This window comes from Neotamlana sedimentorum, assembly GCF_000943565.1.
Classification (GTDB): domain Bacteria; phylum Bacteroidota; class Bacteroidia; order Flavobacteriales; family Flavobacteriaceae; genus Neotamlana; species Neotamlana sedimentorum.
Map to the genome: position 1 here is coordinate 20,475 of NZ_JTDW01000021.1, position 25,016 is coordinate 45,490.

General features: G+C 33.1%; 24 protein-coding genes. 17 read left to right on the top strand and 7 right to left on the bottom strand.

Translation table 11 applies throughout. From position 1 onward, the window contains the following. Nucleotides 1-177: 177 nt before the first annotated feature. The 9 genes from tgt (at nucleotide 178) to PW52_RS16070 (ending at nucleotide 10,129) form a co-directional block, all read left to right on the top strand. Nucleotides 178-1,308 (top strand): tRNA guanosine(34) transglycosylase Tgt, encoded by a 1,131-nt coding sequence (gene tgt / locus PW52_RS16030; protein ID WP_044633997.1) that lies wholly within the window; start codon nucleotides 178-180, stop codon nucleotides 1,306-1,308. Between the two features lie 72 nt (nucleotides 1,309-1,380). Continuing rightward, nucleotides 1,381-2,457, top strand: a complete 1,077-nt coding sequence (locus PW52_RS16035) for an LptF/LptG family permease (protein WP_044633998.1) — start codon at nucleotides 1,381-1,383, stop codon at nucleotides 2,455-2,457. Continuing rightward, nucleotides 2,444-3,340 carry a DMT family transporter gene (locus PW52_RS16040; RefSeq protein WP_044633999.1) on the top strand — a complete coding sequence of 299 codons (897 nt, stop codon included), beginning with the start codon at nucleotides 2,444-2,446 and terminating at the stop codon, nucleotides 3,338-3,340. The genes PW52_RS16035 and PW52_RS16040 overlap by 14 nt, the downstream gene beginning before the upstream one ends. A gap of 69 nt (nucleotides 3,341-3,409) precedes the next feature. After that, nucleotides 3,410-4,363 carry an acetyl-CoA carboxylase carboxyltransferase subunit alpha gene (locus PW52_RS16045; RefSeq protein WP_044634000.1) on the top strand — a complete coding sequence of 318 codons (954 nt, stop codon included), beginning with the start codon at nucleotides 3,410-3,412 and terminating at the stop codon, nucleotides 4,361-4,363. A gap of 169 nt (nucleotides 4,364-4,532) precedes the next feature. Next, nucleotides 4,533-6,071, top strand: coding sequence for a replicative DNA helicase (dnaB, locus tag PW52_RS16050; protein WP_044634001.1), 1,539 nt, complete (start codon nucleotides 4,533-4,535; stop codon nucleotides 6,069-6,071). A 44-nt stretch (nucleotides 6,072-6,115) separates the two neighbouring features. Then, nucleotides 6,116-7,129, top strand: a complete 1,014-nt coding sequence (locus PW52_RS16055) for an AI-2E family transporter (protein WP_044634002.1) — start codon at nucleotides 6,116-6,118, stop codon at nucleotides 7,127-7,129. Nucleotides 7,130-7,185: 56 nt separating this feature from the next. Next, nucleotides 7,186-8,106: an aminotransferase class IV gene (locus tag PW52_RS16060; protein WP_044634003.1), complete on the top strand. Its 921-nt coding sequence runs from the start codon at nucleotides 7,186-7,188 to the stop codon at nucleotides 8,104-8,106. A gap of 1 nt (nucleotide 8,107) precedes the next feature. After that, nucleotides 8,108-8,833, top strand: coding sequence for a sulfotransferase-like domain-containing protein (locus PW52_RS16065; RefSeq protein ID WP_044634004.1), 726 nt, complete (start codon nucleotides 8,108-8,110; stop codon nucleotides 8,831-8,833). 111 nt (nucleotides 8,834-8,944) lie between these two features. After that, entirely contained in the window at nucleotides 8,945-10,129 is a 1,185-nt protein-coding gene (locus PW52_RS16070) for a hypothetical protein (protein WP_044634005.1), read from the top strand. A gap of 4 nt (nucleotides 10,130-10,133) precedes the next feature. On the opposite strand, the gene PW52_RS16075 is transcribed toward PW52_RS16070, so the two are convergent. After that, nucleotides 10,134-10,574: a hypothetical protein gene (locus PW52_RS16075; RefSeq protein WP_131454014.1), complete on the bottom strand. Its 441-nt coding sequence runs from the start codon at nucleotides 10,572-10,574 to the stop codon at nucleotides 10,134-10,136. A gap of 116 nt (nucleotides 10,575-10,690) precedes the next feature. Here PW52_RS16075 and PW52_RS16080 point away from each other — a divergent pair, with 116 nt between their 5' ends. After that, the gene (locus PW52_RS16080) at nucleotides 10,691-11,113 is read left to right on the top strand and encodes a secondary thiamine-phosphate synthase enzyme YjbQ (protein WP_044634007.1); all 423 of its coding nucleotides are present in this window, start codon (nucleotides 10,691-10,693) and stop codon (nucleotides 11,111-11,113) included. Here PW52_RS16080 and PW52_RS16085 read toward each other — a convergent pair. From PW52_RS16085 to thrS, 5 genes are all read right to left on the bottom strand, one after another. Then, a complete protein-coding gene (locus PW52_RS16085) occupies nucleotides 11,110-11,913 on the bottom strand; it encodes an HAD family hydrolase (protein WP_044634008.1) in 804 nt (267 codons plus the stop codon). The two genes, PW52_RS16080 and PW52_RS16085, sit on opposite strands and share 4 nt — an antisense overlap. Nucleotides 11,914-12,045: 132 nt before the next feature. Then, the gene (rplT, locus tag PW52_RS16090; RefSeq protein ID WP_044634009.1) at nucleotides 12,046-12,390 is read right to left on the bottom strand and encodes a 50S ribosomal protein L20; all 345 of its coding nucleotides are present in this window, start codon (nucleotides 12,388-12,390) and stop codon (nucleotides 12,046-12,048) included. A gap of 123 nt (nucleotides 12,391-12,513) precedes the next feature. Continuing rightward, a complete protein-coding gene (gene rpmI / locus PW52_RS16095; protein ID WP_044634010.1) occupies nucleotides 12,514-12,711 on the bottom strand; it encodes a 50S ribosomal protein L35 in 198 nt (65 codons plus the stop codon). 102 nt (nucleotides 12,712-12,813) lie between these two features. After that, on the bottom strand, nucleotides 12,814-13,356 hold the full coding sequence (gene infC, locus PW52_RS16100) for a translation initiation factor IF-3 (RefSeq protein ID WP_082048545.1): 543 nt from the start codon (nucleotides 13,354-13,356) through the stop codon (nucleotides 12,814-12,816). Nucleotides 13,357-13,402: 46 nt separating this feature from the next. Continuing rightward, a complete protein-coding gene (gene thrS, locus PW52_RS16105) occupies nucleotides 13,403-15,337 on the bottom strand; it encodes a threonine--tRNA ligase (RefSeq protein WP_044634011.1) in 1,935 nt (644 codons plus the stop codon). Nucleotides 15,338-15,673: 336 nt separating this feature from the next. On the opposite strand from thrS, the gene PW52_RS16110 reads away from it, so the two are divergent. From PW52_RS16110 to PW52_RS16135, 6 genes are read left to right on the top strand one after another with little or no spacing between them, the layout of a single operon-like run. Further along, complete coding sequence (locus tag PW52_RS16110) at nucleotides 15,674-16,579, top strand: hypothetical protein (RefSeq protein WP_240475205.1); 906 nt, start codon at nucleotides 15,674-15,676, stop codon at nucleotides 16,577-16,579. 27 nt (nucleotides 16,580-16,606) lie between these two features. Further along, entirely contained in the window at nucleotides 16,607-17,653 is a 1,047-nt protein-coding gene (locus PW52_RS16115) for a substrate-binding domain-containing protein (protein WP_052823536.1), read from the top strand. 17 nt (nucleotides 17,654-17,670) lie between these two features. Beyond that, nucleotides 17,671-19,194, top strand: a complete 1,524-nt coding sequence (locus PW52_RS16120) for a sugar ABC transporter ATP-binding protein (RefSeq protein ID WP_044634012.1) — start codon at nucleotides 17,671-17,673, stop codon at nucleotides 19,192-19,194. Between the two features lie 24 nt (nucleotides 19,195-19,218). Then, a complete protein-coding gene (locus tag PW52_RS16125) occupies nucleotides 19,219-20,187 on the top strand; it encodes an ABC transporter permease (protein WP_044634013.1) in 969 nt (322 codons plus the stop codon). Nucleotides 20,188-20,191: 4 nt separating this feature from the next. After that, the gene (locus tag PW52_RS16130; protein WP_044634014.1) at nucleotides 20,192-21,676 is read left to right on the top strand and encodes a mannitol dehydrogenase family protein; all 1,485 of its coding nucleotides are present in this window, start codon (nucleotides 20,192-20,194) and stop codon (nucleotides 21,674-21,676) included. A gap of 2 nt (nucleotides 21,677-21,678) precedes the next feature. Further along, nucleotides 21,679-22,563 carry a carbohydrate kinase family protein gene (locus PW52_RS16135; RefSeq protein WP_044634015.1) on the top strand — a complete coding sequence of 295 codons (885 nt, stop codon included), beginning with the start codon at nucleotides 21,679-21,681 and terminating at the stop codon, nucleotides 22,561-22,563. 68 nt (nucleotides 22,564-22,631) lie between these two features. Here PW52_RS16135 and PW52_RS16140 read toward each other — a convergent pair whose 3' ends face one another. Then, complete coding sequence (locus tag PW52_RS16140) at nucleotides 22,632-24,116, bottom strand: mannitol dehydrogenase family protein (RefSeq protein ID WP_044634016.1); 1,485 nt, start codon at nucleotides 24,114-24,116, stop codon at nucleotides 22,632-22,634. Between the two features lie 94 nt (nucleotides 24,117-24,210). Here PW52_RS16140 and PW52_RS16145 point away from each other — a divergent pair, with 94 nt between their 5' ends. After that, on the top strand, nucleotides 24,211-24,936 hold the full coding sequence (locus PW52_RS16145) for an NUDIX hydrolase (RefSeq protein ID WP_044634017.1): 726 nt from the start codon (nucleotides 24,211-24,213) through the stop codon (nucleotides 24,934-24,936). The last annotated feature ends 80 nt before the right edge of the window (nucleotides 24,937-25,016 follow it).

The window sequence follows — 25,016 nt, forward strand, 5'->3', positions numbered from 1 at the left end:
TCTTTAAATTAAACAAAGTTTTCTATGCTTAAAAATAGAATATTCAATCAAATTATTCTTCTTAAATAGTTTTAAAATGTCGTAATATTTTTATCTCCTTTACGGGGAATAAATTCGGCTTTAATAATTAATTTCATTTTTATAGTGATTATCTTTGCAGCCTTACAGAAGGAACTGATGAAATTTGAATTAAACGCAAAAGACCCCAATAGCAAAGCCCGAGCCGGTAAAATAACTTTAGATCATGGGGTTATAGAAACTCCAATATTTATGCCTGTTGGCACTGTAGCCACTGTTAAAGGTGTGCATCAGCGCGAATTAAAAAATGATATAAATCCAGACATTATTTTGGGTAATACATATCATTTGTATTTACGTCCGCAAACTCAAGTGCTTGAGAAAGCAGGAGGACTTCATAAATTTATGAATTGGGATCGCAATATTTTAACCGATTCTGGAGGTTACCAAGTTTATTCACTTTCGGCGAACAGAAAAATTAAAGAAGAAGGAGTAAAATTTAAAAGCCACATCGATGGAAGTTATCATACGTTTACTCCAGAAAATGTTATGGAAATTCAACGGACTATTGGTGCCGATATTATTATGGCTTTCGATGAGTGTACGCCATATCCTTGCGATTATAATTATGCCAAACGTTCTATGCATATGACGCATCGATGGTTAGATAGATGCATAAATCATCTTGAAAAAACGCCATTAAAATATGGGTATAATCAAGCTTTTTTCCCAATTGTACAAGGTAGTACGTATAAAGATTTAAGACAACAATCGGCAGAATATATAGCAAATTCTGGGGCTGTTGGTAATGCTATAGGCGGGCTTTCGGTTGGAGAACCTGCCGAAGAAATGTATGCTATGACCGATGTGGTTTGTAGCATTTTACCAGAAGAAAAGCCCAGATATTTAATGGGTGTAGGTACACCAATCAATATTTTAGAAAATATAGCGTTAGGTGTAGACATGTTCGATTGTGTTATGCCAACTAGAAATGCTAGAAATGGCATGTTATTTACAGCACACGGAACTATAAATATTAAAAATTTAAAATGGGCTGAAGATTTTTCACCTATCGACGAAATGGGTATAACATTTGTAGATACCGAGTACAGTAAAGCTTATTTAAGGCATTTATTTACGGTTAATGAGTTGCTAGGTAAGCAAATAGCAACAATTCACAATTTAGGGTTTTACCTGTGGTTGGTTCGCGAAGCTAGAAAACATATATTAGCAGGAGATTTTAGAGCGTGGAAAGATAAAATGGTAAAACAAATGGACAAACGATTATAAATACAGATCATTTGTCAATTAATAAAGAATAGTTTTTAACACAATAAGCATTTTTTTAGAGGCTAAAAGCAAATGAAAATATTAGACTGGTACATATTAAAGCGTTATTTACTTACATTTTTTATGATGTTATTACTGTTTATTCCTATTGGAATTACAGTGCATTTAGCCGAAAAAATTGGTAAAATCCTTGAAAACGAAGTGCCACTAAACGAAGTGCTTTTGTATTTATTAGACTTTACCATTTATTTTGCACACATTCTATTTCCTTTATTTTTATTTATTTCTGTAATTTGGTTTACATCAAAACTAGCCAATAATACCGAAGTTATTGCCTTTTTAAGTTCTGGTGTATCTTTTTATAGGTTTTTACGCCCGTATATGATTGGGGCAACCATAGTTGGAATTTTAGCCATTGTTTTAGGCTTGTTTTTAGCGCCAAAGGCCAGTGAAGGTTTTAATAACTTTAGTTATAAATATTTTAAAAGGAATAAAGGTGTTGTTGAAAACACCAATGTTTTTAGACAAATTAACGACAACGACATTATTTATGTGAGTTATTTTGATGTAAAACGAAACAAAGGTTCTAATTTTACTTTAGAGCATTTTGAAGACGACCAATTAAAATACAAAATGTATGCTTCAAATATTATATACAACGAAGCAGACTCCACATATACGCTAACAAATTACGTTAAGCGAACCATTGGTGAAACCAACGATGAGCTTGAAATTTTAAAGAAAAAAGATACCGTTTTTAGTTTCGAGGTAGACGATTTAATTCCTGAAATTTTCGCGGCCGAAACTAAAATGTACGGCGACTTAAAACGCTTTATTGCAAAAGAAGAGTCTAGAGGATCATCGAATGTGGGGCGTTTTAAATTGGTTTTGTATCGAAAATGGAGTTTACCAGTTTCTGTATTTATTCTAACTTTAATTGCCGTAGCCGTATCGTCTATTAAACGTCGTGGAGGCATGGGTGTTAATTTGGCTTTGGGTATTTGTATAGCCATGGTTTTTGTGTTTTTCGATAAAATTTTTAGCGTTATGGCAGAACAGTCCAATTTCTCACCAATAATTGCTGTTTGGTTTCCAAACTTTATTTTTAGCATCTTAGCTATTTATTTGTTATACAATGCCAAGCGCTAATTTAAAAAGCTACTTACATTTACATCTATTAGTTTTAATAGCTGGTTTTACGGCTATTCTAGGAGAACTAATTTCTATTACTGCAGTACCATTAGTTTGGTTTCGTATGGTATTTGCTTCGGTTTTAATGCTTATTTATGTTAAAGTTGCCAAAATAAGTTTAAAAATTGAGTTAAAGTCCGTTTTAAAGCTAGCGCTTGCAGGAATAATTATTGCTTTGCACTGGATTACTTTTTTTGGAGCTATCGATGTGGCTAATATTTCCATTGCGTTAGCCATGTTTTCTACGGGTGCTTTTTTTGCATCTTTTATAGAACCCATTATTTACAAACGTCGCATTATTTGGTACGAAATTCTTTTCGGATTAATTGTAGTTATTGGTGTTGTTATTATCACACAAAGCGAACTAAAATATTTAAAGGGTATTATATTAGGTATTCTTTCAGCATTTTTGTCCTCGTTATTTGCAGTGTTAAACGGTAGTTTTTTAAAAAAACATTCGGCTACAGTAATATCGTTTTACGAGTTTTTAAGCGGTGTTTTGTTTATTTCAGTTTATATCTTTATTTTTAAAGAAGGGTTTTCTGTACAGTTTTTTAGTTTGAGCAAACCCGATTTTTTGTATCTGTTTATTTTAGCATCTGTTTGTACTACTTATGCCTTTATCGCTTCAGTTTACATAATGAAGGATATTAGCCCGTATACCGTTGTGTTAACCTATAATTTAGAACCTATTTATGGTATAATTTTAGCCGTAATATTATTCCCTGAAAAGGAAAAAATGACACCAAATTTTTACTTAGGAGCTAGCATTATTTTAAGTGTTATTTTGTTAAATGCAGCTTTAAAATATAGAAGAAAGCGAAAAACAAAACTTACTTAGCAATTAAAAGCCATAAAGTTTTTATATTTGTACACTAACCAAAATTTAAAAAATCATTAATAAATTCTTATGGAATATTTAGAATTTGAACTCCCAATAAAAGAACTAGAAGACCAATTAGACAAATGTAAAATTATTGGTGAAGAGAGTGAAGTAGATGTTACTGAAACCTGTTCACAAATAGAAAAAAAACTTGCAGAGACTAAAAAGGATCTTTATAAAAACTTAACACCGTGGCAGCGTGTACAATTATCGCGTCACCCTAACCGTCCTTATACGTTAGATTATATTAAGGCAATTTGTGGCGATTCGTTTTTAGAATTGCATGGCGACCGAAATATTAAAGACGATAAAGCTATGGTTGGTGGTTTAGGTAAAATTGGCGATCAAAGTTTTATGTTTATTGGTCAGCAAAAAGGCTACAACACAAAAACAAGACAGTATAGAAATTTTGGTATGGCGAACCCAGAAGGGTATCGAAAGGCATTACGATTAATGAAATCAGCCGAAAAATTTGGTATTCCTGTTGTCACTTTTATTGATACTCCTGGTGCGTATCCAGGTCTAGAAGCCGAGGAACGCGGTCAAGGAGAAGCTATTGCAAGAAATATTCTTGAAATGACGCGTCTTGAAGTGCCAATTATTTCTGTTATTATTGGAGAAGGAGCATCGGGTGGTGCATTAGGTATTGGTGTAGGAGATAAAGTGCTTATGTTAGAAAACACTTGGTATTCTGTTATTTCACCAGAAAACTGTTCGTCTATTTTATGGCGTAGTTGGGAATATAAAGAACAAGCAGCCGAGGCTTTAAAGTTAACAGCTAGCGATGCTAAAAAAATTAAAGTTGTAGACGAAATAATTAAAGAACCTGTTGGCGGAGCACATAGAGATAGAGCAAAAACGTTTGTTACTGTTAGTAATAAAATTGTTAAAACCTATGAAGCTTTAAAAACGTTATCGACCAAAGATTTAGTGGCGCAACGAATGGAGAAGTATTCGCAAATGGGTGTGTTTAAGGACTAATCCAAAAAAATACATATTTAATAAAAAATCTGTAGTTAACAACTTCAGATTTTTTTTGTGCTTATTAACAATATATTTAAGTTATTAACAGTTAAATTGTTAACGCTTAGTGAACAATCCTCACTATTTTTTAAACTAATTTCATTTCTTTTTACTTACTTTCGTAGCTATGAAACAACCTAATCATTTACAAGGATATAAAGTTGATAGAAGCACACTTATTAACTTAGAGAAGGGGAAAATTCCACCTCAAGCTCTTGATTTAGAGGAGGTTGTGTTGGGAGCTATGATGATTGACAAAAAAGGTGTTGATGAAGTAATTGATATTTTAAGTGCAGATGCTTTTTACAAAGAAGGGCATAAACATATATTTGAAGCTATTTTTCAGTTATTCGAAAATAGCGAACCTATAGACTTATTAACAGTTTCCTCACAGTTAAAGAAAAGTGGAAAACTAGAACTTTCAGGTGGCGACTTTTATCTTATTTCTTTAACACAAAAAGTGTCTTCTTCGGCACATATTGAGTTTCATGCGCGTATTATTTTACAGAAATATATTCAGCGTAGTTTAATTAAAATTTCAAGTGAAATTATTGAAGAAGCTTATGACGAAACTAAAGACGTTTTTGATTTATTAGATACTGCTGAATCTAAACTTTACGAAGTTACACAAGGAAACATAAAAAAATCTAGTGAAACGGCGCAAGAATTAGTAATTCAAGCTAAAAAGAAAATTGAAGAAATTTCCAATAAAGAAGGCTTAAGTGGTATTCCAACTGGCTTCACAAAACTGGATAAATTAACTTCGGGATGGCAACCATCAGATTTAATTATTGTGGCTGCTCGTCCGGGTATGGGTAAAACAGCCTTAACCTTATCTATGGCGCGAAATATTGCTGTCGATCAAAATATGCCAGTGGCTTTTTTCTCGTTAGAAATGGCTTCAGTACAGTTAATTACGCGTTTAATTTCGAGTGAAACTGGGCTTTCTTCAGAAAAATTAAGAACAGGTAAATTAGAAAAACACGAGTGGGAACAACTTAACGTAAAAGTTAAAAGTTTAGAAAAAGCACCATTGTTTATTGATGATACTCCGTCACTTTCCATATTCGATTTACGTGCCAAAGCACGCCGTTTGGCTTCGCAGCATGGCATTAAATTAATAATGATTGATTATTTGCAATTAATGACAGGAGGAAATAGTCATGGCGGTAACCGTGAACAGGAAATATCTATGATTTCGCGTAACCTTAAAGCCTTGGCAAAAGAACTTAATGTGCCGGTAATTGCATTATCGCAGTTATCGCGTGCTGTGGAAACCCGTGGCGGGAGTAAACGTCCTTTACTTTCCGATTTACGTGAATCTGGAGCAATCGAGCAAGATGCCGATATTGTTAGCTTTATTTACCGTCCGGAATACTATAAAATTGATGAATGGGATGATGAAGAACGTTCGCCAACCGAAGGTCAGGCCGAATTTATTATTGCTAAACACCGTAACGGTGGCTTAGAGAATATTCGATTGAAATTCTTAGGACACTTAGGTAAGTTTGATAATTTAGATGATTTCGATTCGCCTTTCGAATTTCATTCTAAAATGAATAATAGTTCAGATGATGGTTTTTCCTCAAGTAATTTTAGTGCTACACCAGATCAAGCTTTTGGAAGTGCTTTAAATGATCAGAACGATGATGAAGTACCGTTTTAAGGCCTGAAACTTACTTTCTTAAAATTTAATCTTTCAAAGTAACTATGCTAAAAGAGCGTAAAACTACTAATATTTTACTTTTAATTATCGTAATTCCTATTGTGTTTTACTTGTTAAAAGTGCTATCTTTTATATTTATTCCATTGGTTTTTGCCATGTTCATAGCCTTGTTGTTTCTGCCAATTATGCGCGGTTTGTCTAAACGAAAAGTGCCTAAAGTAGTTAGCATAATAATAGTTTTTTTGTTAATTTCTTGTGGTTTAGCTGTAGGGATTGAACTTATAAAACTTTCTAGTAAACAAATATTATCTAGCGACACTACGTTTTTTACTGATGCTGAAGTTAAACTTAATCAAGCGACCGTATATTTAGAAAATACTTTTGGTTTAGTTATAAATAGAGATAAAAGTTTAATATCTCAATTTGTAAAAAAGGAAAATATAGGAACAACAGTTGGGTTTTTAAATAAATTTTTAACTGGCGTATTAATGACCGTTTTTTTCGTAGTGTTATTATTAGCAGAATCTATTAACATGCACGATGTTTTAAACAAGGTAGTTTTAAAGCAAAAAAGAACCTCGTTGTTAACCTATAGTAAAATTCAAAAAGAACTAAATACTTTTATAAAGGTAAAGTTTTTAGTAAGTTTTTTAACTGGTGTTGGCACCGGATTGGCTTGCTATTTTTTCGATGTGAGTTTTCCAATTTTCTGGGGTCTTTTTGCTTTTGTTATTAATTTTGTGCAAATGGTAGGCTCGTTTATTGCCGTATTATCGTTGTCAGTTTTTGCGTTTATAGAGCTCGATCCAACAAGTATTTTATTTTTCTTTATTTTAGTTATTTCTGGTGTTCAGGTGTTATTTGGAGCGATTTTAGAACCTATATTTATGGGGAAATCTTTTAAAATAAACGTAATTACCGTTTTAATAATGCTCATGTTTTGGGGCTTTTTATGGGGAATTCCAGGTTTAATTATGGCCATTCCAATTACGGTTTTTCTCAAAATTATTTTTGAGCAATTTCCTAGTACCAAACAAATATCTGATTTAATTTCTTAGCATAAATCTTCTAGTTTTATTACCTTTCTTTTTCAATTCAATAAAAAGAAAAATCTATGGTTCATGGAACTCATAATGCTTTAGAAGATATCCGGAATAAGAATATAAAAATTTACATTAATGGCGAGTTTTTCTCCAGAAATGATGCTAAAATTTCAGTTTTCGATAGCGGTTATTTAGTAGGAGATGGTATTTGGGAAGCCTTACGTTTACATAATGGCGTTTTAGTTTTTTTAGAGGACCATTTTGAACGACTATGGCAAGCTGCTGCAACTGTTGGTATAACATTTCCTTTTACAAAAGAAGCATTAGAAAAAGAGGTTTGGAACACCTTAAAATTAAATAATATGCATGATGATGTGCACGTACGCATCATGATTACCCGAGGAATTAAAAAAACACCATCTCAAGATCCTAGATTAACCATATCTGGTCCAAATGTGGTTATTGTTCCAGAATTTAAAAAAGCATCAACCGAAAGTAAAGAAAAAGGAATTACCTTATTTACAAGTACCATTCGTCGTGGTTCGCCAGATTATTTAGATCCTAGATTAAATTGCCACAGTAAACTTCACGAAGTTCAAGCCCTTATACAAGCTATTGAAGCTGGTGCCGATGAAGCTTTAATGCTAGATGTAAACGGCTTTGTTTCTACATGTAATGCTACTAACTTTTTTATTGTAACAAATAATGAAGTTTGGACCTCGACTGGTGCATATTGTATGAATGGTATTACCAGAGCAAAAGTAATTGAAGCTTGTGAAAAAAATAATATTATTTGTAAACAAAAAGACTTTTCTCTTTTTGATGTTTACGGAGCCGATGAAGCCTTTGTTACCGGAACTTTTGGTGGTTTAACACCGGTTACTAAAATTGACGGACGAACTATTGGGAAAAAATCTTATGGTGATTTTACCAGAAAACTAAGCACTTTGTATAACAACTTAATTGAAGATTACGTAAATAATAACGGTTAGAATGAAAGATATAACAAGAATTTACTTGTGGTCTGGACCGCGAAATATTTCAACAGCTTTAATGTATGCTTTCGCGCAGCGTGAAGACACCAAAGTTTTCGATGAACCTTTGTACGCATATTATTTAAGTAATACACAAGCTAAGGAATATCATCCGGGGTCGGAAGACATATTAAAGTCTATGGAAAACAATGGTGAAAAAGTGATTGAATCGATGATGAAAGAAACAAGTAAACCCGTTTTATTCTTTAAAAACATGACGCATCATTTGTTAGATTTAGATCGGGAGTTTATGAAGGATGTAGTTAATGTAATTTTAATTCGAAATCCTGAAGACATGATTCCTTCATTCGCAAAAGTTATTGAAAACCCAACTATTAACGATATTGGGTATGCACAGCACAGTGAATTAATAGCTTATTTTAAATCGAATAATATTAAACCAATTGTGCTCGATTCAACAAAACTATTACAAAATCCTGAAAAGGTGTTACGTGCGTTTTGTAATAAAGCCAATATTGATTTTAACAAAAATATGCTACAATGGAACATAGGAGCGAGGCCAGAAGATGGAGTTTGGGCGAAATATTGGTATGCTAATGTGCATAAAAGTACAGGATTTTCAAAATATAAAAAGAAAACTGAAGCATTTCCAGAGTACTTATTGCCTTTGCTGGAAGAATGCCAGCCGCATTACAACAAGCTTTTACCATATGCTATAAGTTAAACAATGAAACTCTTAAATTTTAGTTACTTTTACTTAATGAAGAAGCCCTTAGCCATAATTTTGTTCCTGTTATTTTACTTAAATACGTATGCATCGTACATACTTGTACCAATGGATGCCGATTCTCAAAAAAATCATTTAAAAGCTTACGGTATAACTTACTGGACTTTAAATAGGCAACTAAAAGTAAAGTGGTTATTAAATTATAGAGGTGGTTCTTTTTTATTGCCAGACACCGAAGAAATACAGCGCGAATGCCAAATACGAGGCGTAAGTTTCGAAGTTATCTCCAATAGTAAGGCTGAAAATATATTACAAGAAATAAGTAGCCCAAGTAAAAATATGGATGCCGTTGTGTTAGAAAAAGCACCTAAAATTGCTGTTTATACACCCGATGGAAAACAACCGTGGGACGATGCCGTAACTATGGTTTTAAAATATGCCGAAATACCTTATGAAACAATTTACGATGAAGAAGTACTTAACGATGGCCTTTTAGCCTTCGATTGGTTGCATTTACATCATGAAGATTTTACTGGACAATATGGAAAGTTTTATGCACAGTATCGGTCAGCATCCTGGTATATAGAAGAAAAGAAAACCGCCGAAAGTAGAGCCAGACGTTTTGGTTTTGATAAAGTATCTGAAGAAAAGTTAGCCGTAGCTTTGAAGATTAGAAATTATGTAGTTGGTGGCGGTTTTATGTTTGCTATGTGCAGTGCAACCGATAGTTTTGATATTGCTTTGTCGGCCGAAGGAGTAGATATTTGCGAACCTATGTTTGATGGCGATGGGAGCGATCCTGGATATCAAAATAAAATAGATTATAATAAAACTTTTGCCTTTACTAATTTTACTTTAGAAAGAAGTCCAACAGTTTACGAGTTTTCATCAATAGATATGACTCAAAAGCGACGAATTCCAAAGACAAGCGATTATTTTACACTTATGGAATACTCGGCGAAATGGGATCCAATTCCAACCATGTTATGTCAAAACCATACGGCTTTGGTTAAAGGTTTTATGGGACAAACGACGTCTTTTTCTAGAGACGAAATTAAATCGAATGTATTAGTAATGGGAGAAACTAAGGTAAACGGAGAAGCCAAATATATTCACGGTATAAAAGGCAAAGGCTTTTTTACGTTTTATGGCGGCCATGATCCCGAAGATTATCAGCATAAAGTTGGCGATGCGAAAACCGAACTCGATTTACATCCAACATCGCCAGGATATAGGTTAATATTAAATAACGTATTATTTCCTGCTGCTAAAAAGAAAAAGCAAAAAACCTAAAGATTTAATCTACCTGAATAAGAATTCGCTTAAAATCATAAATAAATCCGTCGCTTACGCTTCCTGTAGAAAGTTGAGTGCCATCGAGCGTAAAATCGCCCACCGATGTAAACGTTACCAAGCCATATTCGGTGCCATTAATAGTTAAATACAAATAGCCACCAATCTCTTCTTCAACATAGGTATAAGTTCCTGTAGCAAGGCAATCTTCTTTTGTATCGTCTGTATTTTGGTTGTTAATAGTTAGCGTATTATTTGTGCCATCAAACTCCCAAATAATAGTGTTTAATTCAAATTCGTTTGTAATTCCAGCAACACCGCCATTTGTTTCAACTAAATGCCATTCTTCTCTGTAGTTTAAAATGTCATCAGAGATGTCAGATGCATCATTACAATTTGTAAACAATGTTATTAAACAAATAAATGCTATTAAATTCAGTTTCATACTTTTTTTGTGCTTATGTTTTTTTATTTAGATGATGATTAGCTTAAAAGGTTGCGTTACAATTTTAAAAATTATTAAGTTCGTAGTTATATTGTGAGGATTTAAAAATAGATGGCATGACCTTTTTTCAAAAAGAAATAAAACTACCAAGTTTTAAACGCGGTTTTCATTTAATTACTACTGAAATTTTAGAAGCATTACCCGAAATATCCAATATTAACATTGGGCAGTTACAAGTTTTTATAAAACATACTTCGGCGAGTTTAACTATAAATGAAAATGCCGATTATACCGTGCGATTAGATTTTGAAAGTTATTTTAATAAAATGGTTCCAGAAAACGCACCATATTATAAACACACTTACGAAGGGCCAGACGACATGCCTGCACATATAAAAGCATCATTATTAGGTGCTTCGGTACAAATTCCAATTACAAATGGTAAGCTTAATTTAGGAATTTGGCAGGGTATTTATTTATGTGAACATAGAGATTATGGTGGCTCTAGAAAAGTTGTTATTACGGCATTTGGAAATTAAAGTTTAGCTTTAAGTAGTTTGCCGATAATATGTTCTACGCCAAAATCGTTGTTACTTTTGGTGCTATAATTTGCAGTTTGCTTTACATTATCGTGAGCGTTTTCCATGGCAAAACTAAATTCGGCAAGTTTTAACATTTCTAAATCGTTGTTATAGTCGCCAAAAACCATAGTTTCTTTTTCCGAAATATTAAAAGTGTCTTGTAATAATTTTAAAGCATGACCTTTGTTTGCTAATGTATCAGAAATATCTAACCAGTTTTTCCCGGAAATTTTAATTAAAAAATCCTTTTCAAATGATTTAACTAAAGGATAGATGAATTTTTCGGAATCTTCAGAATGGTATAGCGCAACTTTCATAATGTCTTCTTCAATTTCGTTAACACTATCAATAACTTTAAAAGTAGGGTAGTATTCAGATAAAACAGAAATATATCCAAAAGAATTACTTTTAAAATAACCTTTGCTTTTGGTACAAAAAACAGGATGTATGTGGTTGTTATCGTCTATTATTTTTTCGAGTTTGTATAAATTTGTTTTGTTAATTGGGGTAGAGAGGAGTTGCTGGTTTTTATTAATTACTAAGCCACCATTTTCTGCAACAACAATAATATCGTTTTTAATTGTGCTTAACTTATCAATTATACTGTAATACGGACGGCCACTGGCGGCAACAAACATAATGTTGTGTTTTTTTAAGTCTTCAAATTGTTTAAAAAATAAGTTGCTTACTTCGTGGTTGGAGTTTAGTAGCGTGCCATCCATGTCGCTTACTATAAGTTTAATTTTCGATAAATCCATATAAAATTATTAGTGTGTAAAAATACAGTTATCTTAATAATGTGATGTTTAATAATTATTAAATAAAAAAAATCCAACTCGTAAAAGTTGGATTTTTAATTAAGCGAATATGTTTTACAATAGGCTAAAGCCTTATTTTACTTTTTCTACAACAGCTTTAAAAGCTTCAGGGTTATTCATAGCTAAATCGGCTAAAACCTTACGGTTTAATTCGATTTCGTTAGCTTTTAATTTCCCCATAAATTGAGAATAAGATAAACCATGTAAACGGGCACCTGCATTTATACGGGTAATCCATAAAGCACGGAATGTTCTTTTTTTGTTTCTACGGTCTCTGTACGAGTATTGCATCGCTTTATCAACCGCGTTTTTTGCTACTGTCCAAACGTTTTTACGACGTCCAAAGTAACCTTTTGCTTGTTTTAGAACCTTTTTTCTACGGGCTCTTTTTGCTACAGAATTTACTGATCTTGGCATAATTTTAAATGTTTTTGTAGAGGGCGACCTAATTTAGGTACTTTTAACTCGGTACTTTTAATTATTGTACGTTGTTGCCACACTCCAGGGTTTATAAATTGTTTTAACCGATTAAAAGCAATGTTACTTTAAACGCATCATTGTTTTAATGTTATTCTCGTCAGCCTTATGTACTAATGTATCATGGGTTAACGCTAGCTTACGCTTTTTCGACTTCTTTGTTAAGATGTGACTTTTAAAAGCGTGCTTTCTTTTAATTTTACCAGTACCAGTTAGCTTAAAGCGTTTTTTGGCACTAGATTTTGTTTTCATTTTAGGCATTTTTTTTCCTAGTTTTAATTATCGCTTAATTATTTTTAATGCTGAACTGGTAATACCAATTCAGCATTTTATTGTCTATTCCTGAAAAAAATCAGGTGGTGATTAACTTTTATGCGGAGCGATAAACATAGTCATACGTTTACCTTCCAGTTTAGGCATTTGTTCTACCTTGCCGTATTCTTCTAAATCTTGCGCTAAACGAAGCAATAAAATTTGTCCTTGTTCTTTAAAGATGATTGAACGTCCTTTAAAAAATACAAAGGCTTTTAATTTAGCACCTTCTTTTAAGAATTTTTCGGCATGTTTCTTTTTAAATTCGTAATCATGATCGTCGGTTTGAGGACCAAAACGAATTTCTTTAATCGTTACTTTACTAGCTTTGGCTTTTAAAGCTTTATCGCGTTTCTTTTGTTCGTAAAGAAACTTTTTATAGTCCATAACTTTACAAACAGGAGGTTCCGCATTTGGCGAAATCTCAACAAGATCTAAGCCTAACTCATCTGCAATTCTTAAAGCATTACCTTTTGTGTAAATGCCCATTTCAACATTGTCTCCAACAAGACGTAGTTTTTGTGCAGTAATTTTAGAATTAATTTTATGTTTGTCTTCTTGTACAACGCGTCTTGGTTGCTGTCTTCTTCTAATTGCTATGGCGTAATAATTTTAAATTAAACTTTATATAATATGTTTCTTAAAACGATTTTAACGTTTTTTGTATGTCGGTTTTTATAATATTTACAAATTCGTCTATAGAAATCATGCCTAAATCTTCACCTCCATGTTTACGAACCGTAATTTTGCCTTCTTGCTCTTCTTGTTCACCAATTATAAGCATATACGGATGTTTCTGTAATTCGGATTCTCGAATTTTCTTTCCAATAGTCTCATTTCTATGGTCTACAAGGGCGCGAATTTCGTGATTTTCTAGCAAATTTAAAACTTTTTCGGAGTATTTTTCATATTTCTCACTTATTGATAATATAATTGCCTGTGTTGGCATTAACCATAACGGGAAATTTCCTCCTGTGTGTTCTAAAAGTAAAGCTACAAAACGCTCTAAACTACCAAAAGGAGCACGATGAATCATTATTGGTCTATGAGATTCATTATCACTGCCTTTATAGCTTAAATTAAATCGTTCTGGCAAGTTGTAATCTACTTGAATGGTTCCTAGCTGCCAACGTCTTCCTAAGGCATCTTTTACCATAAAATCTAGCTTCGGACCGTAAAATGCAGCTTCGCCTTCTTCAATTACATAATCTAAACCTTTATCTGAAGCAGCATTAATAATGGCTTGTTCTGCTTTTTCCCAGTTTGCAACCTCACCGATGTATTTGTCGGGATTTTGAGGATCCCTTACAGATACTTGTGCCGTAAAGTTTTCGAAACCTAAAGACCCAAAGACATAAAGGACTAAATCTATTACGTTTTTAAATTCTGAGTCTAACTGATCTGGTGTACAAAAAATATGAGCATCATCTTGGGTAAAACCGCGAACGCGAGTTAAACCATGTAATTCGCCACTTTGTTCGTAACGATATACGGTACCAAATTCGGCATAACGAACAGGCAAATCTTTATAGCTCCATTGGAAATTATTGTAAACTTCACAGTGGTGCGGGCAGTTCATGGGTTTTAATAAAAACTCTTCGTCTTCTTTTGGCGTGGTAATAGGTTGAAAACTATCTTCGCCATACTTAGCATAATGCCCAGAAGTAACATAAAGTTCTTTTTGTCCAATATGTGGTGTTACCACCATTTCGTAACCGGCTTTCTTTTGTGCAGCTTTTAGGAAATTTTCTAAACGTTCGCGCAACGCGGCTCCTTTTGGAAGCCATAATGGTAAGCCTTGACCAACTTTTTGTGAGAAGGTAAATAATTCTAGTTCTTTACCTAGTTTTCTGTGATCTCGTTTTTTAGCTTCTTCGAGTAAGTTTAAGTATTCGGTTAATTCTTTTTGTTTCGGGAACGAAATTCCATAAACACGTGTAAGTTGTGGTTTGTTTTCATCACCACGCCAATACGCACCAGCAACACTTAAAATTTTTACAGCTTTTATAATACCAGTGTTTGGTATATGTCCACCTCGACATAAATCGGTAAATGTAGAATGATCGCAAAATGTAATTGTGCCATCTTCTAGATTTTGAATGAGTTCGGTTTTAAACTCGTTGCTTTTATAAAGTTCAAGAGCTTCAGCTTTTGTAGCAGAACGCATGCTAAAGTCGTGTTTTCCACGAGCTATTTCTAGCATTTTGTTTTCGATAGCTTTAAAGTCTTTATCAGAAATAGATGTTTCTCCAAAATCTACATCATAATAAAAACCGTTTTCAATTGCTGGCCCTATGGTGAGTTTTGCGTTTGGATACAATTCTTGAATAGCCTGAGCTAAAACATGGGCAGAACTGTGCCAAAATGCTGTTTTGCCTTCATCGTCTCTCCATGTGAATAATACTAAATTACCATCTGTCGTTAAAGAGGTTACAGTTTCTATAGTTGTACCATTGTATCTTGCAGATATAACGTTTCTTGCAAAACCTTCACTTATACTCTTAGCGACATCCATAGGTGTTACGCCTTGTTCAAATGTTTTTACCGTGCCATCGGGTAACGTAATATGTATCATAAATTAAATTGAAATTCTGTGCAAAGATAATAGTATATAAATAGACTTACAATATTATATGAGTCTATAATTTTAAATAATTATGGATGTTTTTATGGAAATTACTATTACGATTGAGTAAATGTGCTTGTTTTATTAAACGTATAAATAACGTTTAATAAATTTTATTGATTTATTTTTGTTAAAATTTAAAATTTCTTAAACTTTCTTTAAAAATAAGCTGTTTTGTTGATTTTTATGTGATTTTTTAAAATTTATATTCAAATCTATTATATATTTGTAGTTATTAAACGTTGTATGTACGTTTAATAAATTACCACTACTAAATAAGATGTTATGATTAAAAATGAATTTACTTTTGTAAAAGAGCTGGGTGTTGCTTGTAATACTAAAACGCTTGATTGTATTTATTCCATGATGCGAAGCGCGGTTTTGCTGTTTGGGTTGTTTATCTTTATGTTTTTAAGTCCTAGCGATATATTGGCGCAGGATGTTAATAATCCAGATCTAGTGGATAATTACAAGGCTTTTACTGCAGGTGGGCACTTAAAAAACATGCATATTTGGCATGGGTTTGTAGTACATCCTGGAGCTATTTTTGCTACTAATTTAGAATACAATACTGGAAATAAGAAGTTTACCTTTGGTTTTTGGGGCGGTGCAAGTTTTACGACTGTTGATGTTTATAACCCGGATGCTAATCAATATGTAAGTGCCAATTATAAAGAGTTTTCTATTTATGCGGTTTATAGGTTTTCCGATAAATTCTTTGTTGAAGCAGTAACTCATAATAACTATACTGGTGTAGAAGAGCGCGGAGATGTTCTGCATTATTGGAGTTATGACAAAACACAAGGATACAATTTTGTCGACTTAAACTTTGGTTATAATATTACAGATAATACCTTACTTTATTTAGCGACTATTTTGGCTGGACGATCTGGTGATTACGAAGTACAAATCGATGGTTCTTTAAAAGATTCTTGGACGCATTATTTCGAAATAAAAAGTAAAGTATGGCAGAAAAACGATTATAATTTATCTTTATTCGCTGGAGGTGCTTGGTCGTTTTTTACCGATAAAACATTTTACACGCAAGGTGCTGGTAACCTAATAAATATTGGTGCTGCATTGTCTAAAAATATACATATTGGAAGTTATAAAATGCCTGTTGAAGTAACCGCTATGTGGAATCCAGAACAGGAAAAAACTGTATTGCAGTTAGATATAACCTTATTTTAATAATACACTAAACTAAATAATATTAATATGAAAACAACAAAACAAATTTGGAATGTTTTTTTAATGTTGCTTCTGGTTATAACTGTGATAAATTGTGCAGAACCACTGGAAGGGAATGGCTCGAAAAACCAAAGTGATGACGCTCAAGGCGAAATTATTGCTAGTAAAATTGATTTAACTGGAAAAAAAATCGGCTATTGTACACCATCATTAAATGCACCGTATTATCAAGCATTATTTCAAAGTGTGAAAGCTAATACAGAAAAAAACGGAATGATTTTTTTATCGGCCGATGGTCAAGACGATATTAATAAACAGGTAGCTGCTGTTGAAGATTTAATAACCAAAGGGGTTGATGCCTTATTGCTTAACCCAAAAGATCCTGAGGCTTTAGTAGGTGTAACTAAATTGGCAAAAAAAGCTGGTATTCCTGTTTTTATCCTTGATAGCTCTATTAACCCTGATGCGGAGTTTGTAACTACCATACAATCCAACAATCATGCAAACGGCGCATTAGCAGGAGAATGGCTTGCTAAAAAATTTGGTCGACAAAAAATGAATATTGCCTTACTTAGCGGTAATGCTGGTAATCCTGTTGGTAGAACACGTAAACAAGGCCTTTTAGAAGGAATAACCGAAGAGCAATTACGCAGTATTGGTAAAATAGATTTAAATGTAAAAACCCAAATGTATACAGATTGGTCTTACGCCGGTGGTTTAAAAGCAATGGAAGATGTGTTGGTGGCTCACCCAGATATTAATGTGGTTATTACAGAATCTGATGTTTGTGTTTTAGGAGCTATTAAAGCCATTGCACAAGCCGGTAAAACCGACGATATTTTAATTGTGGCTGCTGCCGATGGACAAAAGGAAGCCATTAAATATATTATGGAAACCGATTTTTATGGTTGTACAGCAATGAACAGCCCAGTGCAAATTGGTAAAAATGCAGTAGAATACGCTATTCAATATATGAATGGTAAACGGGATTTCCCAAAAACGTCTTTTACACCACCCGTATTAATTACTAAGCAGAACGCTTCTAAGTATTATAACCCGAAAGCTATTTTTTAATCCAAAACTTTTTAATTATGAAAAATGATAAAAGCAAGTATCGTTTAGAAATGATGGGTATTTCAAAAAGTTTTGGACCTGTTTCCGTACTTAAGAATGTAAACATTAAGATAGGTCATGGTGAAATTCATGCTTTACTTGGTGAAAATGGAGCAGGAAAATCTACCTTAATGAAAATTTTAAGTGGTGTACACCAAAAGGATTCTGGAAAAGTTATTTTAAACGGCACCGAGATAAATCCGAAAAATACTCATGATGGTCAGGTTTTAGGAATTAGTGTAGTGTATCAAGAATTGTCTTTAGTTAACGATTTATCGGTTGCCGAGAATATTTATTTGCACAAATTGGGTTCCAGTAAATTTTGGATGAATTGGAATCAAATTACTGAAAATGCACAAAAACTAATCGATTCTTTAGGTTTTAAAATTGATGCTTTTGCTATTGTACGAGATTTAAGTATTGTGCAAAAGCAAGTTGTGGAAATTGCTAAGGCTTTGGCAGAGGATACTAAAGTGTTGGTTTTAGATGAGCCTACAACGGTTTTCGACCCACAAGATGCACAAAAATTGTTCGACAATTTAAACAGGTTAAAAAATGAAGGTGTTTCAATTATATACATTTCTCATCATTTAGAAGAAATTTTTAAAATTGCCGATACTATTACGGTGCTTCGAGATGGTGTAGATACTGGAACTTTAGCGGTTTCAGAAACAAATCCAGACGATGTTATTCGTTTAATGATTGGTCGAGAGTTAAAAGATATGTTCCCGAAAAGAGATATCGAAGTTACTGATGACGTAATACTTGAAGTTAAAAATTTATTTGGTAAAGACAATATTGTTAATAATGTAAGTTTTTCGGTTAAACCAGGAGAAGTTTTAGGAATTGCAGGTTTAGGAGGCAGTGGACGTACAGAAATGGCTAAACTTATTTTTGGTGCCGAAAAGAAACAATCTGGAACTATTATTTTAAACGGAAAAGAGGTTAAAACTAATTCTCCAGTTGATGCGGTTGGTTTAGAAATAGGTTTTGTGTCTGAAGACAGGAAAGAGGAGGGGGTGTTTTTGCCACTTTCAATACGAAAAAACATTAGCGTTACTAGTTTCAACGCTATCTCTAATCGTTTTGGTTTTTTAGATATTAAAAAGGAATTTTCAAATGTATTGGGACTTATTGGTAAATTAAATATTAAAACTCCAAGTTCCGAAATCGATGTAAAAAACTTAAGTGGAGGTAACCAGCAAAAAGTAGCTTTAGCGAAATGGTTAAGTATCGATAGTAAAGTGATTTTTATTGATGAGCCAACGCGAGGCGTCGATGTGGGTGCAAAAGTTGAAATTTATAACCTTATTAACGAAGTCGTTAAAAAAGGTGTTGGTGTCGTGGTTATATCTTCAGATATGCCAGAAATTATGGGAATAGCAGATCGTATTTTAGTAATGCACCAAGGAACTATTTTTGGCGAACTAGCTAAAGAGCAATTTTCTGAAGAAAATATTCTACGCTATTCTATAGGCAAACCACTAAAACAAATTACCTAATTAAACTAAATAAAATATTTTAAAATGACTTTATCATTAAAAGAGCAGCTTAGTAGCCCAAGGGGACTACTAAAGTTATTAGTTAAATATAATACTATTTTCATTTTCGTTCTGTTGTTGATTTTTTCGGCAGTTATTTCCGATGTGTTTTTTACATCAGTAAACCTATCAAACTTATTAAAACAAGTGTCTGGTATTGGTGTAATAAGTATAGGTATGCTTTTGGTTATTTTAACTGGAGGTATCGATTTGTCGGTTGGATCCATGGTGGCTTTATTAGCTGTAATTTTTGCCATATTCATTAATTTATTTGCATTACCATTGGCAATTGTGCTAACCGTTGTACTTGGTTTTGCTATTGGAAGTTTGTCAGGCTATTTGGTGGCTTTTCAAAAAATGGCGCCATTTATTGCAACTTTAGCTTTAATGACGGTGGCTCGTGGTATGGCTTTTATTTATTCTAAAGGTTCTCCTATTACTTTTTCAACCAAAGGAGGTTTGTTTATGTCAAATTTTGCAAACAATTCTACATTAGGTATTCCAAATATTGCAATTGTTTTCTTTTTAATAGTAATCTGCGCTATGGTTTTATTGCGTTATAATGTATTTGGAAGATTAATTATAGCTATGGGAAGTAACGAGGAAGCTTCTCGTTTATCTGGAATTAACGTAAAAAAATATAAATTTTTAGTATATGCTATTTCTGGAGCTTTGGCTGCTGTGGCTGCTATAATTGTTGCGTCTAGAACAAATCTAGGTTCGCCAAATATGGGTATGGCGTGGGAGCTCGATGCTATTGCTGCTGTAGTTATTGGTGGAGCCAGTTTAAATGGAGGAAAAGGAACAGCTATAAATACGTTAATGGGGGTTTTAATACTTGGCCTTATCGGAAATATTTTAAACTTATTAAATGTGCCATCTTATCCACAACAAGTTGTAAAAGGAGGTATTATAATTTTTGCTGTGTTATTACAGCGTTTCGAAAACAAATAAAACAATGATTAATTTAAATTCAAATAATTTAACCGAAATTTCTAAAAGTGTTTCGGCTCCTAATTACAACCGTTCTAATATTAAATCGGGTATTGTTCATGTTGGTATTGGTGGATTTCACAGAGCGCACGAAGCCTTTTATATAGATGAGTTATTACGTAGAAATGAAGCGCGTAATTGGGGAATTTGCGGTGTCGCATTATTAGAATATGACACAAAAATATATCAAACTTTAAAATCACAAGACGGTTTATACACTTTAATTGTTAAAGAATTAGATGGTTCACTGTCAAATCGTGTTATCGGTTCTATAATAGACGTTATGTTTGCGCCCGAAAATCCATGGGCCGTAGTAGAAAAAATGGCAAGCCCAGAAACAAAAATAATTACACTAACAATAACCGAAGGTGGTTATAATTTTAATGAGGCTACTGGGGAGTTTGTTGTCGAAAACCCATTAATTCAACATGATTTAAAAAATCCAAAAACACCTAAAACTGTTTTTGGATATTTAACACAAGCGCTTAAACTTAGAAAAGATAATAATCAGGAAGGTTTAACCATACAGTCCTGCGATAATATACAAGGTAACGGTCATGTCACTAAAAAAATGCTGTTAAGCTTTATTGAGCATGCCGAACCAGAACTAGTGTCTTGGATTGAAAAAAACGTTTCTTTTCCAAATAGTATGGTCGATAGAATTACACCGGCCACGGTGCCTTCAGATATTTCAATTTTAAAAGATACAACTGGAATTATCGATGAGTGGCCTGTAGTTTGTGAACCATTTAAGCAATGGGTTATTGAGGAAGATTTTGTAGCAGGAAGACCAGCATGGGAAAAAGTAGGAGCGCAATTTGTTGATGATGTAGTGCCATACGAAAAAATGAAACTCACTTTATTAAACGCGGGTCATTCCGTATTGGGAATTTTAGGAGCTTTAATAGGTTACAATACTATTGACGAAACTGTTCATGACGAAGATTTGAGTTTATTCTTAAAAACATATATGAATAAAGAAGTAACACCAACATTAGGAAATTTAAAAGGTGTTAATTTAGATGAGTATAAACAAACGCTTTTAGAGCGTTTTGGAAATACACATATTAAAGATCAAGTTGAGCGTATTTGTTCGGAGAGTTCTGCAAAAATCCCAAAGTTTATTTTACCAACGGTAATTTCTAATTTAAAAAATAACGATCCGGTAGATTTAGCTGCATTTGTTTTAGCTGCCTGGGCGGTTTATAGTTTAGGTGAAAACGAAAAAGAAGAAGATATAATTATAAAGGACGCTATGGAAACAGTTTTAAAACAAAAAGCGAATGAGGCTAAAGTGAATCCTAAGTTGTTTTTAGAGCTGGAATCTATTTTTGGAGATTTAAAATCCTCTAAAACATTTGTAGATAGTTTTGAAAATGCTTACAAAAACATATCCGAATTTGGAGTTAAAAAAGGTATTTTTGAGTTAAATAAGAGTTTAATAAAATAATTATGACAAAAATAACTTGTTTCGGAGAAATTTTATGGGATGTTTTTCCTAATCATGAAAAAATTGGTGGCGCACCATTAAATGTCGCTGCAAGATTAAAATCGTTCGATAACGATGTGTCTATGATTAGTAAAATTGGTGAAGATGAAAAAGGAGAGAAGCTAATCGAATTTTTAAAACAAAGAGAAATTAATGTTGAAGGTGTACAAGTAGATCCAGCATATAAAACCGGGAATGTTACTGTAATGCTTAACGAAAAAGGTTCGGCATCGTACGATATCGAGTACCCGCGTGCTTGGGATAAAATAAAATTCACCAACACATTAAAAACATTAGTAGAGTCATCCGATGTTTTTGTGTTTGGTAGTTTGGTAACCCGCGACGAGGTTTCTCGTAATACACTTTACGATTTAGTTAAAGTTGCCAAAACTAAAATTTTCGATGTTAATTTAAGAGAACCTTATTATACCAGCGAAATTTTAGAGTATTTAATGAATGAGGCCGATTTTATAAAGTTTAACGATGACGAAATTTTTGAAATCGCCAAAAAGCTAAATTCAAATGCACAGTCTTTAGAGCAAATAGTTCGTTTTATTGCAGATAAAACCAATACTAAAACTATTTGTGTAACTAAAGGTAGGCACGGTGCTATATTGTTTTATAACGATGTGTTTTACTATAATAGTGGTTATCAAATTGTAGTGAAAGATACAGTTGGTGCAGGCGACTCGTTTCTTGCATCTTTAATTAATAAGTTATTTAAAAACGCTTCACCTCAAGACGCAATAAATTTTGCTTGTGCTGTTGGTGCCTTAGTTGCCAGTAAAGAGGGGGCAAATCCAGAATTAAAACCCGAAGAAATTACTGCAATTATGGGAAATAGTTAGCAGAAAGTTTGTTTATATAGTTGTTGTTTAGGGCTTCACACGTAGTGAAGCCTTTTTTTTGTTATATGTTATGCTTTACATATAATATTAATACAAGTTTTAATATCATTATTGCGCAAAAGGTTTAATGATGTTTTGTAGCTTTCAGTAAATGTTTCATTTTTACTTAAATCTCCAAAAACCGATTCTATTTCTAAAAACTTTAACGGGTTTTGGTAAGATAGTGCAGCGCTTCTAATTAAAGTGCCACTAATATTATCATTAATATTGTACGAAGTTTTGCTATCATTTAAACCATCGTTATATCTACACCAAGCAGCAATTATAAATGCTGCCTTTGTAATGGTTTTCTTTTGCTTAAGTAAATCTTTAATTGTTGGTAATATAAAAAGAGGAATTTTGGACGAGCTTTCCGAACAAATACGAGAAAGCCTATCATTTAAATATGGGTTTTGGAATCGGGTAACTAAGTTGTGTTGGTAGCTCTTTATGTTTTCGGTATTCAAATCACTTAAAGTTGGTAATACTTCATCATTCATATAAAGCGTTAAAAACAGCATGAGGTCATCATCGGTTGCAGACTCATAAACATTTTTATAACCACAAATGGTACCTAAAATACCTAAAATACTATGTCCGGCATTTAGTAATCTTAATTTCATTCTTTCAAAAGGAGAAATCGAATCTGTAAAGTTAACACCAACTTTTTCCCATGCCGGTTTTTCTTGTAAAAAACGATCTTCTATAATCCATTGGCTAAACGATTCACTAATTACCGGCCATTGGTCGTCTATAGCAAATTCGTTTTTCAAGGCATCAATATCTTTAAAATCTGTAACTGTGGTAATTCTATCCACCATGCTATTAGGAAAAGTCGTGTTTTTGCTTATCCAATCGAGTAATTCGGGTTCTGTTTTGCTAACATAATTAAAAAGCGCTTCCTTAATAGTGTCGCCATTAGCTTTAATATTGTCGCAAGAAAGTATAGTGCAACCCGGTAAATTACGTAGCTTTCTTAATTTTAAAGCCTGAGTTAAATATCCAAAAACTGTTTTGGGCTTAAAAGGCGTTTTAATATCTTCTTCTATAAAAGGGTGGTTAATGTTAAACGCACCAGTTACTTCGTTTAATTGGTATCCATCTTCTGCAATAGTTAACGAAATAATTTTAATATCTGGGTTTGCCATTTTTTCAATAACAGCAAGCGGATTTTCAGGGCCAAAAAAGTATTCTACTATCGATCCAATTATTCTGGCTTTGTGGTTGCCTTCAGGATCCTTCGTATATAATGTATAAAGACCATCTTGATCTTTTAAAATATTATATATTTTTCTGTCGGTTTCTAATAAATCAACACCACAAATACCATAATTAAGTTCGTTAAACTTATCAATTAGTTCATTTGTATAATAAGCTTGGTGCGATCTATGAAAATTACTAACCCCAATATGTAAAATACTTGTTTTAATAAGGTCTCTATTAAAGGTAGGTGTTAAAACTGTTTCTGGTAACAGTTTTAAGTTTTCCATATTAAGCTGGTACGTTTTAGTCATAACTAAGGTATTGGTAAAAACTTATAAATAATAGAGTAAAAAAATATATAATGCTTAAGTTTGTAAAAGCGTAAATTTAACGTTTTTAATTGAGATGGATTTTAGAAAAATCGATAATTTATCGGTCGACTGTGTTTTGTTAAAAATAGAAAACAAATCATTAAAAGTTTTGTTGCGAAAACGAAACCTAAACCTGTTTACCGAAAACTTACCAATAGTAGACGATTGGGTGTTGCCTGGGCATTATGTTTTAAAAAGCAATAACCTAGGCGAAACAGCAAATCGAGTTTTCGAAGAACTTACAGGCGAAAAACATCTTAATAAAAACCAATTTCGAGCTTACGGTAACGCAGCTCGAATAAATACCGAAACCGATTTACTTTGGGTTCGTAGTCGAGGAGCCACCACGCGAACCATCACCGTAGCGTATTACCTTATATTAGCATCCAATAAAAAACTATTAAACTCGAACGGGGTAGAGTGGTTTAATATAAAAAACCTTCCACAGTTAGGGTTCGATCATAAAAAAATAATCACCGATGCATTCGACGATATAAAGAGTAAAATCAATACCGAACCATTGGTATTTAACTTTATGCCCGTAAAGTTCACGCTCAACGAACTTCAAACAGCATTCGAAGTCCTACTCGATACAGAGCTCGATAATCGCAACTTCCGAAAAAAAATAACAAGCAAGTCATATATAGTACCATTAGAAGAAAAACGCAAAGGGCAATCCAAAAAACCATCACGACTTTATATGTTTAGTAACGATGTCTACAATCAAATTGTCGAAACAGGTTATATCATTAACATCTAAAAAGTATAAATAAGGCCTTCCCGCGCCCAAAAAAGGTTGTCGGGGTCGGGCTTTCCGCTATATTTTTTTGTACGTACCTT

Bases quoted from the DNA above. Each gene is read 5' to 3' on its own strand.
- tgt (WP_044633997.1), top strand. From the start codon at position 178: ATGAAATTTGAATTAAACGCAAAAGACCCCAATAGCAAAGCCCGAGCC.
- PW52_RS16035 (WP_044633998.1), top strand. From the start codon at position 1,381: ATGAAAATATTAGACTGGTACATATTAAAGCGTTATTTACTTACATTT.
- PW52_RS16040 (WP_044633999.1), top strand. From the start codon at position 2,444: ATGCCAAGCGCTAATTTAAAAAGCTACTTACATTTACATCTATTAGTT.
- PW52_RS16045 (WP_044634000.1), top strand. From the start codon at position 3,410: ATGGAATATTTAGAATTTGAACTCCCAATAAAAGAACTAGAAGACCAA.
- dnaB (WP_044634001.1), top strand. From the start codon at position 4,533: ATGAAACAACCTAATCATTTACAAGGATATAAAGTTGATAGAAGCACA.
- PW52_RS16055 (WP_044634002.1), top strand. From the start codon at position 6,116: ATGCTAAAAGAGCGTAAAACTACTAATATTTTACTTTTAATTATCGTA.
- PW52_RS16060 (WP_044634003.1), top strand. From the start codon at position 7,186: ATGGTTCATGGAACTCATAATGCTTTAGAAGATATCCGGAATAAGAAT.
- PW52_RS16065 (WP_044634004.1), top strand. From the start codon at position 8,108: ATGAAAGATATAACAAGAATTTACTTGTGGTCTGGACCGCGAAATATT.
- PW52_RS16070 (WP_044634005.1), top strand. From the start codon at position 8,945: ATGGATGCCGATTCTCAAAAAAATCATTTAAAAGCTTACGGTATAACT.
- PW52_RS16075 (WP_131454014.1), bottom strand. From the start codon at position 10,574: ATGAAACTGAATTTAATAGCATTTATTTGTTTAATAACATTGTTTACA.
- PW52_RS16080 (WP_044634007.1), top strand. From the start codon at position 10,691: ATGACCTTTTTTCAAAAAGAAATAAAACTACCAAGTTTTAAACGCGGT.
- PW52_RS16085 (WP_044634008.1), bottom strand. From the start codon at position 11,913: ATGGATTTATCGAAAATTAAACTTATAGTAAGCGACATGGATGGCACG.
- rplT (WP_044634009.1), bottom strand. From the start codon at position 12,390: ATGCCAAGATCAGTAAATTCTGTAGCAAAAAGAGCCCGTAGAAAAAAG.
- rpmI (WP_044634010.1), bottom strand. From the start codon at position 12,711: ATGCCTAAAATGAAAACAAAATCTAGTGCCAAAAAACGCTTTAAGCTA.
- thrS (WP_044634011.1), bottom strand. From the start codon at position 15,337: ATGATACATATTACGTTACCCGATGGCACGGTAAAAACATTTGAACAA.
- PW52_RS16110 (WP_240475205.1), top strand. From the start codon at position 15,674: ATGATTAAAAATGAATTTACTTTTGTAAAAGAGCTGGGTGTTGCTTGT.
- PW52_RS16115 (WP_052823536.1), top strand. From the start codon at position 16,607: ATGAAAACAACAAAACAAATTTGGAATGTTTTTTTAATGTTGCTTCTG.
- PW52_RS16120 (WP_044634012.1), top strand. From the start codon at position 17,671: ATGAAAAATGATAAAAGCAAGTATCGTTTAGAAATGATGGGTATTTCA.
- PW52_RS16125 (WP_044634013.1), top strand. From the start codon at position 19,219: ATGACTTTATCATTAAAAGAGCAGCTTAGTAGCCCAAGGGGACTACTA.
- PW52_RS16130 (WP_044634014.1), top strand. From the start codon at position 20,192: ATGATTAATTTAAATTCAAATAATTTAACCGAAATTTCTAAAAGTGTT.
- PW52_RS16135 (WP_044634015.1), top strand. From the start codon at position 21,679: ATGACAAAAATAACTTGTTTCGGAGAAATTTTATGGGATGTTTTTCCT.
- PW52_RS16140 (WP_044634016.1), bottom strand. From the start codon at position 24,116: ATGACTAAAACGTACCAGCTTAATATGGAAAACTTAAAACTGTTACCA.
- PW52_RS16145 (WP_044634017.1), top strand. From the start codon at position 24,211: ATGGATTTTAGAAAAATCGATAATTTATCGGTCGACTGTGTTTTGTTA.